15 protein-coding genes and 3 pseudogenes are annotated in these 17303 nt (G+C 43.9%); 1 reads left to right on the forward strand and 17 read right to left on the reverse strand.

Going from position 1 to position 17303, the window contains the following annotated elements; genetic code table 11:
* Positions 1–706: 706 nt before the first annotated feature.
* The 9 genes and pseudogenes from ASG85_RS40010 to ASG85_RS28645 all read right to left on the reverse strand — a co-directional run bounded on the left by ASG85_RS40010 (position 707) and on the right by ASG85_RS28645 (position 7455).
* Positions 707–847 (reverse strand): hypothetical protein, encoded by a 141-nt coding sequence (locus ASG85_RS40010; protein WP_414858799.1) that lies wholly within the window; start codon positions 845–847, stop codon positions 707–709.
* Positions 792–959, reverse strand: a complete 168-nt coding sequence (locus ASG85_RS39475; protein WP_235549377.1) for a hypothetical protein — start codon at positions 957–959, stop codon at positions 792–794. Before ASG85_RS39475 ends, ASG85_RS40010 begins: the two co-directional genes overlap by 56 nt.
* A gap of 130 nt (positions 960–1089) precedes the next feature.
* The gene (locus tag ASG85_RS28620) at positions 1090–1764 is read right to left on the reverse strand and encodes an ABC transporter ATP-binding protein (protein WP_060648492.1); all 675 of its coding nucleotides are present in this window, start codon (positions 1762–1764) and stop codon (positions 1090–1092) included.
* 59 nt (positions 1765–1823) lie between these two features.
* Entirely contained in the window at positions 1824–2390 is a 567-nt protein-coding gene (gene sigK, locus ASG85_RS28625; protein ID WP_082588268.1) for an RNA polymerase sporulation sigma factor SigK, read from the reverse strand.
* Positions 2391–2750: 360 nt separating this feature from the next.
* On the reverse strand, positions 2751–3950 hold the full coding sequence (locus tag ASG85_RS28630) for an MFS transporter (RefSeq protein WP_057305958.1): 1200 nt from the start codon (positions 3948–3950) through the stop codon (positions 2751–2753).
* A 4-nt stretch (positions 3951–3954) separates the two neighbouring features.
* Positions 3955–4569, reverse strand: coding sequence for a nitroreductase family protein (locus tag ASG85_RS28635; RefSeq protein WP_057305959.1), 615 nt, complete (start codon positions 4567–4569; stop codon positions 3955–3957).
* 320 nt (positions 4570–4889) lie between these two features.
* Positions 4890–5630, reverse strand: a pseudogene (locus ASG85_RS28640) (ABC transporter ATP-binding protein).
* 284 nt (positions 5631–5914) lie between these two features.
* Positions 5915–6216, reverse strand: a pseudogene (locus ASG85_RS37345) (SUMF1/EgtB/PvdO family nonheme iron enzyme); the annotation flags it as partial.
* Positions 6217–6564: 348 nt separating this feature from the next.
* Positions 6565–7455: a ketopantoate reductase family protein gene (locus ASG85_RS28645; protein ID WP_057305960.1), complete on the reverse strand. Its 891-nt coding sequence runs from the start codon at positions 7453–7455 to the stop codon at positions 6565–6567.
* A 160-nt stretch (positions 7456–7615) separates the two neighbouring features.
* Between ASG85_RS28645 and ASG85_RS28650 the strand changes: the two genes are divergently transcribed.
* Complete coding sequence (locus ASG85_RS28650) at positions 7616–8191, forward strand: TetR/AcrR family transcriptional regulator (RefSeq protein ID WP_235550242.1); 576 nt, start codon at positions 7616–7618, stop codon at positions 8189–8191.
* Between the two features lie 255 nt (positions 8192–8446).
* Here the strand turns inward: ASG85_RS28650 and ASG85_RS28655 are convergent, their stop codons facing one another.
* The 8 genes and pseudogenes from ASG85_RS28655 to ASG85_RS28690 form a co-directional block, all read right to left on the reverse strand.
* Positions 8447–8899 carry an SUMF1/EgtB/PvdO family nonheme iron enzyme gene (locus tag ASG85_RS28655; RefSeq protein WP_057305962.1) on the reverse strand — a complete coding sequence of 151 codons (453 nt, stop codon included), beginning with the start codon at positions 8897–8899 and terminating at the stop codon, positions 8447–8449.
* Between the two features lie 91 nt (positions 8900–8990).
* Positions 8991–10337 carry a sulfatase gene (locus tag ASG85_RS28660; protein WP_060648493.1) on the reverse strand — a complete coding sequence of 449 codons (1347 nt, stop codon included), beginning with the start codon at positions 10335–10337 and terminating at the stop codon, positions 8991–8993.
* Between the two features lie 41 nt (positions 10338–10378).
* The gene (locus ASG85_RS28665) at positions 10379–11206 is read right to left on the reverse strand and encodes a carbohydrate ABC transporter permease (RefSeq protein WP_057305964.1); all 828 of its coding nucleotides are present in this window, start codon (positions 11204–11206) and stop codon (positions 10379–10381) included.
* Between the two features lie 8 nt (positions 11207–11214).
* On the reverse strand, positions 11215–12516 hold the full coding sequence (locus tag ASG85_RS28670) for a carbohydrate ABC transporter permease (protein WP_082588269.1): 1302 nt from the start codon (positions 12514–12516) through the stop codon (positions 11215–11217).
* A 94-nt stretch (positions 12517–12610) separates the two neighbouring features.
* A complete protein-coding gene (locus ASG85_RS28675; protein WP_060648494.1) occupies positions 12611–13939 on the reverse strand; it encodes an ABC transporter substrate-binding protein in 1329 nt (442 codons plus the stop codon).
* Positions 13940–14047: 108 nt separating this feature from the next.
* A complete protein-coding gene (locus ASG85_RS28680) occupies positions 14048–15061 on the reverse strand; it encodes a LacI family DNA-binding transcriptional regulator (RefSeq protein WP_057305966.1) in 1014 nt (337 codons plus the stop codon).
* Between the two features lie 244 nt (positions 15062–15305).
* Entirely contained in the window at positions 15306–16505 is a 1200-nt protein-coding gene (locus ASG85_RS28685) for an MFS transporter (RefSeq protein ID WP_057305967.1), read from the reverse strand.
* Positions 16506–16525: 20 nt separating this feature from the next.
* A pseudogene (locus ASG85_RS28690) lies at positions 16526–17263 on the reverse strand (gamma-glutamyl-gamma-aminobutyrate hydrolase family protein).
* Positions 17264–17303: the final 40 nt, after the last annotated feature.

Genomic DNA, 17303 nt, shown 5'->3' on the forward strand with positions numbered 1-17303 from the left:
ACGCTCAGCGAATAAATGTACTACAACGATATTTAGCCGCGTTGATACAGAATTACTTAAAAGTGATAGCGGTCCAACAGTTCCAGATAGTTTTAGGCAAATAATCAAGTTGCTTAAAAAATGACTATAGAAACGAAGATTAGGAATGTTTCGTATTATGAGTTCAGCCAGTATTTAATGGTTGAACTCTTTTTCATTAAGGGGTTTAGTACGGGTAGCCGGGATAGAACGTCTTTGTCCGTGGAGCTTCAACCATTGTGCTAAACTGTTCACCCCTACTTGTAGAAATATGTTTGAGGCTGGTTGAGACATTGATCTCGAATAACAAGCTAAGCTATGACACTACAAGCGGGACTAAGGGCAGCCGGCAAATACATTCAAGCGAAGGTGATCTTATGAATCCTGTTGCTGGTCTAGATATTGCGAAAGGAGAAAGTCAGGGCCAGCCTTACGGCAAAAGCTTCACTGTTTATCATACTCAAGAAGGTTTGAAGGCCTTTCATTGAGGAAGCTACTAATAAACAACCGATGATGATTTCGAGTCTACAGGTCATTACTATCTCCCCCGTCACTAGGTTCCTAGAGGAACATAACTTCCTGTTTGTTGTGGTTGACTTCGAGCATCACAAGACAAGAGGCATTCAGCAACTATATCTCCGAAACTTGACGAGACAGCACTATACGTTCAACGGTCTATATATTCAAATCAAGTTGCAGTTCCAATCCTGATTCTGATCCAAATGAATGTTTCAGCATGATAATGCTCTGACTTCCCAACCCCAAAGTACTTTTTAAATAATCTTGAAAAATACGTACGTTCCATATAACTCAGCTTTAACGCAATCATTTCGATATTTGCGTAAAGCTTCGGACTTCGAATCAAAGATTTGCTCTACTTTATCCTCCATTAAACCTGCTTCAACTGCCTTGTTCACAGCTTCTTCGATCCAAGAAGACACTGTGCTTCCTCTGCCCAAACAGCCTTCTAAATTACTGTGAATGCAAAAAAAGCATACTTAATCAATGATAAATTCACTGATCCAGTATGCTTCAAGTATAATTTCATATTATTTATCGAATACTGCAATTTTAAACACTCTCCAACAACCGCCCATCCCGAAACCTCACAATCCGCTTCGCCTGCTGCGCAATTAATAAGTCATGGGTAATCAAAATAATCGTCCGACCTTGTGCATTTAATCTCTTAAAAATGTTTAAGATCTCCACACCTGTCTTCGAATCTAACGCTCCCGTAGGTTCATCCGCCAAAATAATCGGAGGATCACCTGCCAACGTTCGCGCAATAGCAACACGCTGCTGCTGCCCGCCAGATAACTCTGATGGAAAATGCTTCTTACGATCCAGCAAGTCCACCGATTCCAGTGCATGTAAAACGAGAGGCTCTCTTTCCTTTTTACTCATTCCCCGATAGATCAAAGGCAACTCCACATTCTCATAGGCACTTAATCTCGGCAGTAAGTTGAAGCTTTGAAAAACAAATCCAATCTTCTGATTACGAATCTCAGCAAGCTGAGAATCCTTAAGCACTTTTATTGCTTGACCATCTAGGTCATAAATTCCTTTATCAACAATATCCAAACACCCGATGATGTTCATCAGCGTGGATTTGCCGGAACCTGACGGTCCCATGATTGCTACGAACTCTCCATGATCAATATCTAACGAGACGTCATCTAACGCTCTAATGGTTTCCTCGCCCATCGTATAATATTTACTTGCATTCTCGATATGGATTAACGTCATAACCTTCACCTCCATTACTTGCACAGAGTCCAAATAAATGAAGTATCCGATTCGTAACCTTACCGCTTCGCCTTATAAAACTCATGATACAGCTTCATCAGCGCCCGCTTCTCAATCCGAGACACATAGGAGCGGCTAATGCCCAGCTCCTTCGCAATCTCCCGCTGCGTCCGCTCTTCCCCGCCAAGTTCCAGACCAAACCGGCCAACGACGACTTCCTTCTCGCGATCATCCAAGATTTCCAGATTGCGGTAAATTTTACTTTTTTCTATCTTCAACTGCACCTTATCCACGACATCATCCGCTTCTGTTCCGAGGATGTCGATCAACGTAATCTCGTTCCCCTCTTTGTCCGTTCCGATGGGATCATGCAAGGACACATCTTTACGCGTTTTCTTCAGCGAACGAAGATGCATCAATATCTCGTTCTCGATACAGCGAGCGGCGAATGTCGCGAGCTTCGTGCCTTTGTTCGGCGAAAACGACTCGATAGCTTTGATCAATCCAATCGTCCCGATCGAGATCAAATCCTCGAGATCTTCCCCTGTATTGTCGAATTTTTTGAGGTTGTGAACACGAAGCAACGTAATCTTGGTCCTCCAATAGTTTGTAGATAGTCTGATCATTGGCGCAAATGATTTATTTCAATCCTTTTGCTGAGGACCAGCATGAGGACCAGCAGAAATAATTCTCTTCTCACACATCGATAAATTACTCAAAATTTGTAAGTAAAAAATTTCACCTACTCCTAAGCAGCTTACTCATACGCCTTTTGGTCCTGCCAGTTGTCACGAGGACTGACATCTCTGTTACACTTTCTTTATCCTCCCTGTTCACATTCACGTAAATAACTTAAAAAAACAAAAAACAACCTCAGCAGGATGGTTCAGCAAAAGTTCATATTGTGACTCCTGTATTTATGAGAAGTATGAAAATTAAATCGATAATAAAGCTTACGTGCCAGAAGATGCTAACTCCATTTTGGCTTAACGCGACTGAACGATGCCAATTCGAAACGCTTGCCAGCAACTAATCGCATAGACGACCATTGCCGCAGCAAACCAAGCGCTAATCCCGAAACGAGCAATGATAACACCACCTACTAACGGACCTGACAAGCTGCCAAAGAACATCCACGAATTTACCATGGCAAACGTTTGTCCTTCCATCCCTTTACGAACCATACTCCTGACCTGGGCCTGGATGTTTGGCATCATGCCAGCAACGCACAACCCGAGGATAAATCGGCAAACAAGAATAACCGGATATATATGCGTTACTGCTTGCACGAAGCAAAGTAATACGGCAGTCCCCGTTGCCACTTTAAGAAGCAGAACTGGACCAACACGGTCAGAGAGCGAGCCTAGGAACGGTGAAAACACAATGACTGCGAATGAAGTCGCCGATAAAGTAACACCGAGGAGCCACTGTTCGTTCAAGAATGTGAAGGTATGCGTAGCCTGCATAACATAGTACGGCATGACGGGGTTCATTCCAACAAGTGCGAAATTAACGCATAACGCACTGAGCAGCAGAGATGGTAAGGGCTTCATTTTCCATATTTGCTTCCAGTCGGTTAGCATAGTGCTCCGATCCCTTGTCTTAACTATCGTGCTGCGGGGACCTTCTTTTACGAAAAGTAAAACGCATACGGCCGCTAGCAAAATAAATAGACTCATCGCTGGATACGCACTTTGCACCGATACAAAAGAAAGCAGAGATGAGGCTATAAGTGGGCCGATTAATGAGCCCGTCTCCCCCATCATCTGCATCGTCCCAGCTGAGACGCCAACCTTTCTTTCCGAAGCACCAATCAGTACAAGAACCATTGCGAACGGCAGTATTCCTGTAAAACAGCCTTGCACAAATCGCAACAGAGCTAGCTGCCATGGCTCATAAGCAAGTCGCATAAGCGCTGTGACTATGGCCATTCCGAAGCCAGACCAAAGCATAATGGGTTTACGTCCGTAACGGTCGCCAATGCGTCCGAGAAAAGGCATCGCAAGCATCATCGCAATAAAGTTTGCGGAGAATGCCGTTCCCGACCACAAATAGAGCGAATAACCGCTAACATGCCCCACATCATGCAGGAAGCTTGGCAGCAGCGGAATAAACATTCCATGTGCCGTTGATACAAGCAGTTGTACGGTAAGCAAAGCAGCGAACTGCCGATTCCAATGCCTCATGCAACTAGAAAGAACCTTCAATAATGCTCTCGTCTAGTGACCTACGGCCATTTGGCAGTTCACGCTCTTGCAGAGCTTCCGGCAGCGTTTCGCGCGGTCCACGATATCCAAGCGCAATAACTGCATGCAGCTCATAATTTGCAGGAACATGGAGCACCTCGCGCGCTTTGTCCTTGTCATATCCGCCTACAGCTCGTGTCGCTAGACCCAATAAATGCGCCTGAAAGGCAATCGACGCCCAAGCGGCACCGGCATCAAACGCGTGTGCGCCGTTCAATTCACCATCCTGACGAAGCTTGTTGGAGATGATAAGCAGCAAAACAGGTGCATCATCCGTCCACAAGCGATTATTCGGCTTAATAAACTCTTGGAACTTCAGCTTCTGTGACTCTGTTTTTGCAACGATAAACCTCCAAGGTTGCAGATTGCTTCCGGACGGCGCCCAACGGGCTGCTTCAAGAATCGTATAAATTGTCTCATCCGTAACCTCCTTTGGCTCGAATGCACGGGATGACCAGCGATTAAGAAAAATGGAGTGTACCGGATAATCAGCTTTCCGATTTTCTTCAACTTCTTGCGTAATTGCAGCTTGATAACCTGTTTGTATGGTTGTCGCCATGTTCATCGTTTTCCTTTCGTTACCACTGGTAACCAATTATTTTAAAATCCACTGATTCAGATCAAAATCTTTTCCCGCCAGCTTCTCTTCAACTAAGAATTTCTTCGTACCGTCAAGCAGTTTAACGCCATCGTCGGTAAACATCCTTGATTGTTGAAATTGGGGTGACTTTCTTGTTCAAGTCAGGTGTAAAGCCGTTAAGTTCGGTTTAACTGTTGTTTAAACCTCCGTTGTTTGTCAGACAGATTAGGTTTCTGAACAATGTTCGAATCGCCCACTGCCCATTATCCTTGTTGGCTCATAGCAATTCCCCCTTCGAACTAAATACCGGAACTGTCTACTAACTCCAGCTCTTCAATTTTTTCAAATTCACTAAGTACTTTTAAACGCAGTTCTTGAAACGATGTGGTTGTTTTTTCGGGGTATCGGCAAATCACTGGAGACTATATTCCGAATCTCGCCGGGACGCGGTTTGAGGATGACCACCCAATTGCCTAAATAGATGGCCTCATCGATGTCATGCGTCACAAAAATCATCGTCGTCTTATTTTTTTGCCAAATATCAATCAGCACTTCCTGCATGTGTGTTCTCGTAAAAGCATCCAAAGCCCCGAACGGTTCATCGAGCAGCAGGACCTTTGGATTTCGTAGTAACGCTCTGGCTATCGCCACACGCTGAGCCATCCCACCGGAAAGTTCTCTGGGGAATGATTTTTGGAATCCTTCTAATCGAACAAGCCCAATCAGTTCATCAACTTTCTTGCGGACTTCAGCATTTCTTAGCGAGAGGTCGGCAGCTATATTGTTTTCTACAGTCAGCCATGGAAATAATCGTGGTTCTTGGAAAATGAAACCCTTATCAATGCCCGGTCCCTTGATCAAATGTCCAATCCTGCAATAATTTTGAGTAATGTACTTTTGCCACAGCCGCTAGGACCAATGACTGTAATAAATTCTCCTTCTTTCACTTGCAATTGGATATTATGGAGCGCTTGAACAGACCCTTTGATTGACTGAAATGTTTTGTTTAAATTTTCGATTTTCAATAGTGGTTCGACCATAACATTCATCTCCTCTTTGAAATAAAAAAAGAGACACTCTTCTCTGGGTAGAGAAAAGAACGTCTCCGTGCAAACGGTAGTCACATTCCAAACATATAGAAAAATAGAATACCCATAACATAGTTAGTCAATGCGAATAATAAGAATAGTGATTTACTATTCATAGATTACCATCCTTTATTAAACTTCGTCAACGTTATTTTTAACTAATCCGATAGATATTATCAGAAAATCATTATTTACTCAACTTTAAATGTCTTACTTTGGCCCTTCGGATTTATGAATCCATATTGATCTGGATTAACCGTAAACCAGTCTGAGCACCATTCCCATGCATTTCCAATCACATTGTATAAGCCGTAACCATTCGGTGGGAATGACTTCGCTGGCGCCGTTCCGGCATAGCCGTCTGAAGCGTCGTTCTATATGGGAAGAGCCCCTGCCAAATGTTGCACATATGCTGTTGAACCGGCATCAACAGGTTTCCCCATGGATATGTTTTTTGCACCAAACCGCCTCTTGCGGTATATTCCCACTCTGCCTCCGTGGGCAATCGTTTCCCTGCCCACTTGCCATATGCAACCGCTGTTCAGCGAAAATAAAGTATTAGACTGGATGTATTGAATTCGTGCGGTTTTTCGAATTGCAAAACTGTCAGGCTCTGAAAAACAAGTATTAGACTGACCCCTAAAAACGGAACAGCAGCAGCCATGGACCAGAAAATAAAGTCCTAGACTGTCGCTTTTTCATTGAACTAACGTTCCCCGTCGTAATGCCCGGAGAAACCAAGGAGGCCGACGATCTTGGAATATAAGTTTAAAACATATTTCCAACGGCGCCCAGCACAGCACGACAGTATGGTTTTGCGAATGATCAAGTATGGATAAATGAAAAGAACTGGAGCTTATTGAGACCCCCATGAAAAGCTTTAATATCATCGTTGTGACATCTCTTTGTGAAACGTCTCATCCAACAACATGATTTCTGCTTTTTGATTTACGGCATGATTTCCAAGCTTAACATCAATGATAAAGTCATTACTCAACATCTGACGATAACGAGAAATAATATCGTTGTCTGGCAATTCTCCCATCACCTTCGTTTCGGGTGGGATTACCGGTATTCCAGCGTGTTCTACCAGTTGAATGTTTTGTTTAATATCAGCTGCGATCTTACATAGAATGCTTTCACTTTTTGCTGTCTCTACATCCACCATTCCATCTTCTGTGTAGAAATGCTTGTTGACGATAGCCAAGGCAGTATGAGAGATATGGAATGCCAATATGTTTTTTTGGATTTCATATTGCAAATCCACCGTTTCAAATATTTTGGCAAGATTTTTTACTCTTTCGGTTACCAGTCCATTTATTTCACCAAAAATGGTTCCTTGATGTTTTTCGGATCCGAATTGGGCGTATAGAACATCCTCTTTAATGTCTCCACCGGCACCCGGGAATCCTGGGAGTAACCGATCACCCACGATTTCAAGCCAGTGATCATATCCCATGGTGTTGGTCAAGGTGACTATGGTCTTGCTCTGATTACTCTTAATAACAGTTAAGGCAGATTCGGCCTGATCATATCGTACGGGAACAAAAATGTAATCGTAAACGTCATCATCTTCTAACTTATCTATCGTCTTGATCGGTATTTGCTTTATCGTTCCATTATCGTTGTATCGCAGTCCGTTCCTTTTCAGCTCATCCAATCTCTTTCCGCGTGCCAACACTGTTACGTCCAGTCCGTACTGTGCAAATCGGAGAGCGTAGACACTGCCAATCACACCAGCACCAAATACCAAGAGCCTATTTTGTTTAATGCCCATTATGATCCTTCCTTCAGCTAAATAGTCAGAGCTTGCTTAAGCAACACCTGCTGTTTAAAATATTATTACCGCACTCTTATGATTTCAACCAGCAGATGATGTGGAAAGTAGCTTAAACAACACTCTAGGATATTTGATGTTTAAGAAGGGATTTGATTTGGTGAATTTGCAGGATCCAAGGGTATTGCGTACACGACAGTTAATAAGGGAAGCATTCAGTGAATTGTTGCGGAGTAAAGGATTTGATGCAATATCCATAAAGGATATCGCTCAGAATGCTACGATTAACCGCGCTACCTTTTATGACCATTATGTAGATAAATATGCTTTGCTTGACGAGACAATTGAACAGGCTTTTCACGGGATGATCCCTGAAGAAGTGATGTTATCGAGGGAATTCACAGGAGAAATATGCGATCAATTGATCTTGATGACACATAGCTATATTGTAGACTTTTATCGAATATGCAGAATGGATTCCAAATCTATTGCTAAACTTGTCGATGAAAAAATAAAGAAAATGTTGGAGCAAACAATTGAGAGCATATTTTTAAAAGAAGAAAACCACCAATTACCAGCCTACGAATATATAAAGATCATTTCAGCCATGACAAGCTCAACGATCTATGGTGCTGCATATCGTTGGTTTACGGACGGGGAAAATGATCGAACTGATTTACTCGTAAAGATTGTTCGTCCTTATGTGATGAATGGTCTGGGTTTGTATCACAAGTGATGAATATTTAATCCAACGAACTCGATCCAATTGCTGTTCTTCCTCCAGCTCCTATGGGCCTGCTCGAGCCGCTGCTGTTAATCTTCCTGGGGTATTGCGGCGGCGTCGTGACCACGGCCGGGACTCCGCTCAAGCCCCTGCAGATCGTCATCCTGACCGTTAGCTTAATGAAAATTGCGGCAGTCTAATACTTTATTTTCTCAGTCTACAACTATATTTTCACGGTCTAACACTTTTATTTTCCAGTCCAATACTTTATTTTCTTAGGACAACCGCATCGTTCCAGGAAACATGGATCACGGGATGATCCCAGCGTTCCTCGATGGAAGAATCCCGTCCTTCTGGCTTACGCCAATCGGCTCCATTTATCGCGAGCCACCAAGGAACCCCATGTAAGCTGCGGGCATCCTCGCTCTTCGTTTTCACTGATACAAACAGATGGAATACGAACGACCAACCAAACCGTTCCGCTTCAGTCTGATACCCCGTATCTTGAATAAAATTAGCGAATTTCGCATTCGTTACTACGGTTTCATCGATATAAAATGGATGCAGCTCCACCTCACGCACAGGTCCTTCGCCATCCGCAGGAAAGCCTTCCTTATCATCAGTGCCCATCAAGAATTTTCCACCCTGTAGATAAACCATGCCTTCGGTTCCATTCCCCTGTTTCACCTTTACATCAGTTATCTGATCGGTTTCGGTCACCGATTGGATTTGCTCCCTAAATAAACCGAAACCCTGATTTAAGGATTTCGGTCTATTTAGCCCAAGTAGAATTTACTCAAATCTTCAGAGGTTATGGCTTTCTTTTATACGCATATGCAGTCCCATTATCGAACTGTTCCTGCCAATCCGGAGCGGCAATTCCTATAACGCTTCCTTTCAACAAAGGGTCCTTCGTACGGCTCATCCAAGCATCAACCTTAGACCTTAGCTCTATAAGAACTTTCGCATATGCTGGAAGGTTGGCAACGTTATATTTTTCAAACGGATCCTTCTCCAAATCGTACAATTCCTCCGAAACGTTAGGCGCATAATACTCATCTCTTACGACAACTCCCGAAAGGCTTCGATGTATATCCAGCGGCAAGTAAACTGCCGGGCCATCCTCAAAGTTACGGATATATTTAAATTTCTCTGTCCGTACACTCCGCATAGGGTGATATTGGTCATGCCAGGTGAGTTCTGAAAAGAAATGATCACGGGTTGTCAGACGGCTTTCCGCAGGTTCTAATAGGTTCAAAAAGCTGTTTCCATCAATCCCTTGAGGGACATCTGCTCCAATAAATTCGAGGAGAGTCGGCATTAAGTCTACGTTGCACAACAGTTGATCTACAACCTTACCTCCATCCATACGTCCAGGATAATACATGACTAGCGCTGTTTCCAATCCGGCATCCATCAAAGTACCTTTGGCTCTCGGGAAAGCGATACCGTGATCGGTTGTGTAGATAACAAGCGTATTTTGGCTAAGTCCGGTATTCTCCAAACTTTGTAAAATACGTCCAATGCTTTGGTCCAAAACCTTTACTGAGCCATGCAGCAGCGCAAAATCTTCCCTGATCTTCGGAGTATCAGGTAAATAGGGCGGAGGGACTACCTTGCTTATAGGATCAGCGATTTCCTCGTATTCGTCGAAATCTCGGTGTGTTTCAAAAAAGCCAACGGATGCAAAAAATGGCTTACCATCCGGATATGCAGCTTTTTCCTGTAAATATTCAGCAACTCTTTCCGCAACGTTAGGCCCTCTATCTCCCGGTACCGGCAGAACACGTTCGTAGCCTAATTTATAGGTGGAGGAAGTGAGCCTACTATCTGGTTCATCGATGGTTTCATGGCTAAAACCGATCAAAGCCGTTTCATACCCGTTTTTTTGAAGCTCTTTGGGCAGCGTGGCCACTTCAGGATTCATAGAAAATCCAAGGTGAGCCAAGCCCATCATGCCGTGGTTATGCGGATATAAGCCAGTCAGAATGCTTCCTCTGCTGGGACTGCATTGAGGAGCCGGGCAAAAATACTGGTCAAAGCGCACTCCCTTTTCAGCCATCGCATTCAGATTCGGAGTCTCAACTTGTTTCCCATAACAGCCTAAATATCTGCCTGTATCATGCGAGATCAGAAATAAAATATTCGGTTTATTCATCGCTTACTCTCCCTCTTGATTCCAAACTGCTATTCGTATTTTTACTCTTTTACTGCGCCAGAGGTCAATCCTGAGATAATCCGTCTTTGGAACAGCAGCACCAAGAAAACAATAGGAATTGTCACAGTGATCGCAGCGGCCGAGATTTCCCCCCAAGGAAAGGTGAATTCCCCTTGAAACATCGCAATGCCTACCGGTACGGTCATCATACTTTCCTTCGTATTGATCGTGAATGAAAAGAAAAATTCATGCCAAGCATCAACAAACACAATGATGGCAGTTGTAAACAGGCCAGGCGAGGCCAACGGCAGCAATACTTTCCTAAAGGATTGCAGGAGAGAAGCCCCATCAACTTTAGCCGCTTCTTCCAGTTCAATTGGAATTTTAGCGAAAAAAGAAGTCATATACCAAATCGATAACGGCAGCGCAAAAGTCGTATAGGGAATAATTAAGCCTAAGTACGAATTGCGTAAGCCCGTAGCTTGCATAAATAAAAAAATAGGCGAGATCGTAGCAATCTGTGGAAACATCGAAACCGCTAGAAGTATACCTAGGAACACTGATTTTCCAAAAAAATGAAGCCGGGCAATCGCATAAGCCGCAAAAGAAGCGATAAATAAACTATAGATCATCGTCATTGCAGCCACTGCAAAACTATTAAACAAATATCGGCCAAACGGATGATTCAAAAAGACACTTATATAGTTATCCAGCGTGTAGCCAGGTACGAACAGATCAAAGGCGTGCAAGCCGTATAAATACTGAGGTTGTTTCAATGAAGCTAAGAATACCCATAAAAATGGAAACATGATAACCACTACAAAAACCGTTAAGCCAGCATAAAAAGGAAGGCCCGCTTTTCTGACCATTGTTTGCTCTACCCCCTACGATTGCTGACTACGTCGCCACCCAATATTTTCACGTAAATTGTACAAATGATGGCAATGCAGATAAAGACAATGACGGCCAAGGCCGATCCTGCACCGAAATTTAACTCTGAGAACATGGTTTTATAGGCGTAAATGGACACTGATTCTGTAGAATTGGCTGGGCCGCCTCCCGTTAGTACATAAATGAGATCGAAGACACGGAACGCATCCAGTGTACGGAACATAAGTGCAACCAGGAACGTCGTTTTAATAGAAGGCAACGTAATATGAACGAACTGTTTCCACCTGGATGCTCCATCCATTTGTGCAGCTTCGTATAAGGAACCCGAAATTGTCTGAAGACCCGCAAGCAAAAGCAGCGCAACGAAGGGTGCTGTTTTCCACGTATCAGCTAGTACAATGGAGAATAATGCTCCCTGCTTTGTTGACAATAGCGTACTCATATCGGAAATAAAGCCAATTTCAGCCAAAAGCTTAGCTACGATGCCATTCTGTCCATCAAACAGGAAATGCCAAATCATCGCGGAAATCGCCGTTGGCGTAGCCCAAGGGATTAATACGGCTGCCCGTACAAGTCCTCTGCCTCGAAAGGAACGATTTATTAGAACGGCAATCAACAGGCCGAACAGCATCTCCATCGATACAGCATAGACTGTAAACAGCGATGTATTTCCGAGGGCATGCCACAAACGGGAATCGGTCATGAATCGTTTATAATGGTCCAAACCTACAAAGTTTGGCTCAATAAATGCGTCTTGGAGAGCACTTGTTAATCCGATTGCATCGTCTGGGCGTTGAAGAGCTCCAGCTCCCTTTAATTGAAGTAAACTTTGATGCAGCTCGTTCAGATCAGATTGAATCCGATCCGCCCTTTGATTACTCAGATCAATGAACTTCAATTTATCCGGTACAGGTTTGAAATCATATAAAAGTCTGTCTATTTCCTCGTACCGGGCACTCAGAGCAGTATCCGTCTCCAACTCATTCTTGATCTGTTCCGCCTTTTGTTTCAGTGGTTCTAATCGCGTTGTCATCCCTGCATTCACTGCGGCCTCTTTTTCAAGTGTTCTGAGCAAAATAGGGAATGTTTGTGTGTATTTCTCCATATCCAACGAGTACGTCGAGTGGATTTCACTTTTCGTCGGATCGTTCAGACGGATATCGTATAAACTGATCCACATCGTGCGTATTACAGGCCATATGGCAATTGCGCATATTAATACAGCGGCTGGCAAAATAAATAGATAAGCAAGTCTAGCTTCTCTGGTCATTTTGATATGTTTAAACATCCTTGGTCTCACCTGCCTTTACTCACAACATGCCGTATCGAAAGGAAAAGAAGGGCCAGCCTTGCAGCAAGACCCTTCTATTACTTTGGTTATCTTACTTATTAATGGCTTGCTTAATTTGACTTTCCAAATTAGTAAGGGTCTGTTCCGGTGTCTGCTCTCCCGTGATCGCTTTGGAAACTTCAATTTGAATCACACCGGAAATCTTTGCGTATTGAGGTGTAATCGTACGCGGTATTGCACTGCCAAGTCCGTTTACAAAATCACGGCTTGCAAATAACGGACTTGCCTTTTGCACATCAGCATCATCAAACAGCGGCAAATAGGTTGGCGTTTGCGTGCTGTTTACTGCGATAATCTTCTCCCCTTCGGGGCTTACCGCAAATTTCAAAAATTCCCATGCTTCCTTCGGATGCTTGGAGTATTTATTTATTGCTGCCAACCAACCGCCTAATGCAGCAGCCGAGCGAGCATCACCAGCTGGCAGAGGAGCAATGCCGACATTCCCTACAACTTTGGAAACCTTCGGATCGTTAGCTTGCGCGTAAAGCGCTGGCCAATGGCGAGCAAATACAGCACTCCCCTCAATAAAGGCATTTAACGTTTCTTTTTCAGTAAAAGTGTTCAAATTCGAAGGAACTGCTGGTGATTTAGCAATTTGAACTAGTTTTTTCAAAGCTTTAAGCGCCTCGGGACTATTGACAGATACATTTCCTTTTTCATCAATAATTTTCCCGCCATAGCTACTAACGAACTCGGTAAATCCAACAGCTAAACCTTCATATTGCTTTGCCTGAGTGACAAAGCCATATTTCGTGCCCCCCTGGCCCTTCAGCTGCTCAGCTTGCTTAAGCAAGTCGTCCCAAGTTTTGGGCACTTCTTTCACTAAATCTTTACGATAATATAGCAGCCCTGCATTGTTGTAACGGGGAAGCGCCCATTGCTGTCCATTAAAGTATCCGGCATCGATGCCGCCCTTTAAGTATTTACTTGTGTCAACATTATCGTCCTTAATTAAGCGATCAAGTGGAAGAATAAACCCCGCTTGCGCAAATTCTGCTGGCCATACAACATCCAGATTCACGACATCCACTTCAGCAGATTTTCCGCCTAATATGGTGACGAGTTGATCATGCATTTGGGAGGAATCATTTGGGAATTCACGGACTTCAACCTCAATATTCGGGTGTTTCGCTTGAAAAGCTGCCACAAGCTTCTTCGTTCCCTCCGTTTGATCCGCACCCTGACTGAATACGATTTTGACCTTTTCACTTGTCGGCTTTTGTGATTCTACTGCTTTTTGGCTTTCTTTCGGTTGTTCATTCGATGGCTGAACTTGTTTCTCAGCGGTTCCACTACTGCATGCGGCAAGCCCGGCAGTCATTGATAATAAAAGAGTAGTATGTATAACTTTTTTCAACATTTTTCATAGCCTCCTAATAGTTTGTTTCTTGATTCACTACTTCTGAAAAGCTTTTCAGAAATGACGAAGACTCACTCGCATGAATCTCCGAATCCTCACGCTAACGGTTTATTGCGTTAAGTCACGTACGGTTTCTCGTTCAACAATCCAATGAGCCATATAGGTTCGCAGTTCTTCTAAAGATTCACCATTAATCAAACGGTCAAGTTTGCGTACAGCTAGTTCTCCCATTTCATACAAAGGCTGTGCGACTGTTGTCAATTTAGGGAAACACATGCCCGCGATTCTCGTATTGTCAAAGCCAATAACTGAAATCTCATCAGGCACTTTAATCTTATGCTCATGAAAGTAAGATATGCACCCGAGTGCTCTCTCATCACTTGTGGCAAACAATGCCGTCATTTCCGGAAATTTCTTGTGCAGCCTTCTGACAGCTTCGTACCCATCATTAAAATGGTAGTTCCCATACTCGATACATCTCTCTGGGTCAAGATCAATACCATGCGTCCTCAATGCTCGAAGAAACCCTTGAATCCTCGGCAGCCCAGAGATTGGATCCAGCATAGACCCGCTGATCATACCGATTCGATGGTGCCCTTTGTGAATCAGATATTCTGCTGCATCGAAAGCAGCTTGCTCATCATTTACTTTCACTGAAGGAATATTATATTCCAAGCTATGGGTAGCAGCAAGAACAATGGGGACACCCAATTGCTTGAAGACTTCGTAGCTGTCAGGAAAGATAGGCTCACTGGTAAAAATGATTCCGTCGATCTGCTTTTCACTCAATACCTTTAAACTAGATTGCCTGCGATCTTGATTATTATCTGTATTGCAAATAATCAAATTATTGCCGCTCTCATGCGCGGCATCCTCCATACCTTTAATTAACTCGGCATAAAACAAGTTGGAAATATCAGGTATCAGCACGCCTAAAGTTTGCGTTCGCTTGTGAATTAATCCGCGGGCTAACGCATTTGGCGTGTAATTCAAACGTTCAATCGCCTCTAATATTTTATCGCGCTTGTCTCTTGTGACAATATCAGGATTATTCATGACTCTTGAAACGGTACTTATAGAAACGTTGGCCATTTTAGCTACATCTTTAATCGTTGATTTCATCTCATTCACCTGTCATTCTATTGTGAAAAGCTTTTCATATTCATCATATCAAAGCTATCCGGATTGTTCCACAACGAATCTCCAAGTGATAGTCATTAAGATAAAAGCAAATCTTATACCTAGTATTATACTCGGTTTAATATGTTTTTCAAGAGGTATGTAATAAATTTGTATATGACGTGTCTGCCGCACCTTTTATTAAATATTGTATTCCAATGAATCTTGAAGCTGACCAGAGGCTTCCTCAACCAGGCAACCTCTGGTCAACTTGCTTAGAATCAACCATCTTCATCATCAAGGCGGCTCCAAGAAGTGTAACACCAGTAATGAGAAAGACGAATTGGATACCGATCCAACCACCGAGCACACCGCCAAGCAAAGGACCAACCACAATACCGAACTGACTCGACGATTGGTTCAGGCTCACAGCCCTTCCGCGGAAATCCGCCTCTGTATATTTGACGATAAGCACATTCAACGCTGGGTAAACGGCTGCAAAAAACAGTCCATAACTGAAACGCAGGATGCCAAAGCCGACAAGGTGATGAACGCCGAGCTGCAGCAGATTGCCTATACCTCCACCTAATAACCCAAAGAAAAGTATTTTCTCATAGCCGATTCGACCGCCAATGATCCCCCAGCGAGGACCCATGATAACTGTGGCAACACCTACTGCTGAGAAAACAATGCCTGAGCTGAGCGAAGCGTTGTTTATACTGCCTCCAATTTGCCCCACATAGATCGTCAGCAGAGGCTCCAAAATCATGACCGAAGTCGAGACTAGTAATGTTAGCCCAAATATCCGCATCAATCGTGTGTTATCGGCAGCTTGTTTAAGATCCTTGATGACACTGGTACGAGCCCCATTTTGCCGCTCGTGGACCTCTTTAACACCCACTAGGACGATGAAAGCGGAAACTAACGTAATGATGCCCGATGCCACGAAACACGCCCGCAATCCCATCCAATGACTAAGAATACCTCCCGCGAGCGGTCCAAGAATTCCCCCGGCTGCTGACGCCGTTGATATGATGCCAAGTGCGTAACCAACGTGCTTCTCCGGTGTATTCGTGCCAACTAAAGCGATGGAAGCGGGACTAAAGCCTGCCATAAGTCCTTGAAAAATCCGAACAAGAATGAAAGTAAAAGGATCATGAACAAAAAAGTTGGCGAAATGTGCCACACTTAAACCAATGCCTGAGCGAACAAGCATAGGCTTCCGCCCATATTTATCGGCGAGCGATCCCCAAAAGGGCGCACACAAACCACTAATCAGAAAGCTGATCGAAATGGAAACGCCCGACCAAGCTTCCAGACCGCTTTGAATCCCTAGGTCATTTTGCAAAAAAATAGGAAAAAAGGGCACCGAAAGAGTAAAGGCCATGTGGTTAAAAAATAACCCCAGCCATAACATATAAAGATTGCGTTTCCAGTAGCGTTCCAAGCTGTCATCACCTTTTTCCGTTATTTTCGCGCTCTACCTTCGGCCCATTCTTTACTCTTAGTAATCAATTCTTGAAAAAGCTTTTGCGTCAATTCGTCAGTCTCAAACATCGATTCCGGATGCCATTGTACACCGACAGCAAATGTTAGACGCGGATTCTCAACCGCTTCCACCACGCCGTCCGGAGAGCTTGCGGCTACAACCAAATCAGTGCCAATTGTGCGAAGCGCCTGATGATGAAGACTGTTGACACGAACCTTATTTTGCCCAAAAATCCGCTCCAAATAGCTATTTGCAGTAATAGTGACTGAATGAGAATCCTTTTCTCTAGCTATTCCTCACTGCACATGCGCAAGCGAATCTGTAAATTGACTTGGCAGATCTTGATAGAGCGTGCCGCCTAGTGCTACATTCAGCACTTGCACACCACGGCAAATAGCCAACAGCGGTTTATCGGCTTCCAACGTATAACGTATGGCCTCCAGTTCAATGCGGTCGCGTTCAGGGAAGGTCGTGCCGAGCTCTGGAACCGGCTCCTCTCCATATGCGGAAGGATCTATATCCTCGCCCCCGGTGAAAATCACTCCGTCGCATAGATCGATTAATTGCTTGAACGTTTCCTCCGATGTAAGAGGAAGTACAATAGGCAGACCTCCGCTTGCATCGACGGATCGGTGGTAGTCCTTATGAACGTATGCGCCTTCGCTATATTCGTGCAGTTTGACAATCGTACTTGTTATTCCAATGGTAGGTTTCATTGCCTTCTCCTCTTCCTATGTTCCAAAAATGAGAAAACCC

The sequence above is a fragment of the Paenibacillus sp. Soil724D2 genome, assembly GCF_001427935.1.
Taxonomy (GTDB): domain Bacteria; phylum Bacillota; class Bacilli; order Paenibacillales; family NBRC-103111; genus Paenibacillus_E.

Bases quoted from the DNA above. Each gene is read 5' to 3' on its own strand.
- ASG85_RS40010 (WP_414858799.1), bottom strand. From the start codon at position 847: ATGATTGCGTTAAAGCTGAGTTATATGGAACGTACGTATTTTTCAAGA.
- ASG85_RS28620 (WP_060648492.1), bottom strand. From the start codon at position 1,764: ATGACGTTAATCCATATCGAGAATGCAAGTAAATATTATACGATGGGC.
- sigK (WP_082588268.1), bottom strand. From the start codon at position 2,390: ATGATCAGACTATCTACAAACTATTGGAGGACCAAGATTACGTTGCTT.
- ASG85_RS28630 (WP_057305958.1), bottom strand. From the start codon at position 3,950: ATGAGGCATTGGAATCGGCAGTTCGCTGCTTTGCTTACCGTACAACTG.
- ASG85_RS28635 (WP_057305959.1), bottom strand. From the start codon at position 4,569: ATGGCGACAACCATACAAACAGGTTATCAAGCTGCAATTACGCAAGAA.
- ASG85_RS28645 (WP_057305960.1), bottom strand. From the start codon at position 7,455: ATGGGCATTAAACAAAATAGGCTCTTGGTATTTGGTGCTGGTGTGATT.
- ASG85_RS28660 (WP_060648493.1), bottom strand. From the start codon at position 10,337: ATGAATAAACCGAATATTTTATTTCTGATCTCGCATGATACAGGCAGA.
- ASG85_RS28665 (WP_057305964.1), bottom strand. From the start codon at position 11,206: ATGGTCAGAAAAGCGGGCCTTCCTTTTTATGCTGGCTTAACGGTTTTT.
- ASG85_RS28670 (WP_082588269.1), bottom strand. From the start codon at position 12,516: ATGTTTAAACATATCAAAATGACCAGAGAAGCTAGACTTGCTTATCTA.
- ASG85_RS28675 (WP_060648494.1), bottom strand. From the start codon at position 13,939: ATGTTGAAAAAAGTTATACATACTACTCTTTTATTATCAATGACTGCC.
- ASG85_RS28680 (WP_057305966.1), bottom strand. From the start codon at position 15,061: ATGAAATCAACGATTAAAGATGTAGCTAAAATGGCCAACGTTTCTATA.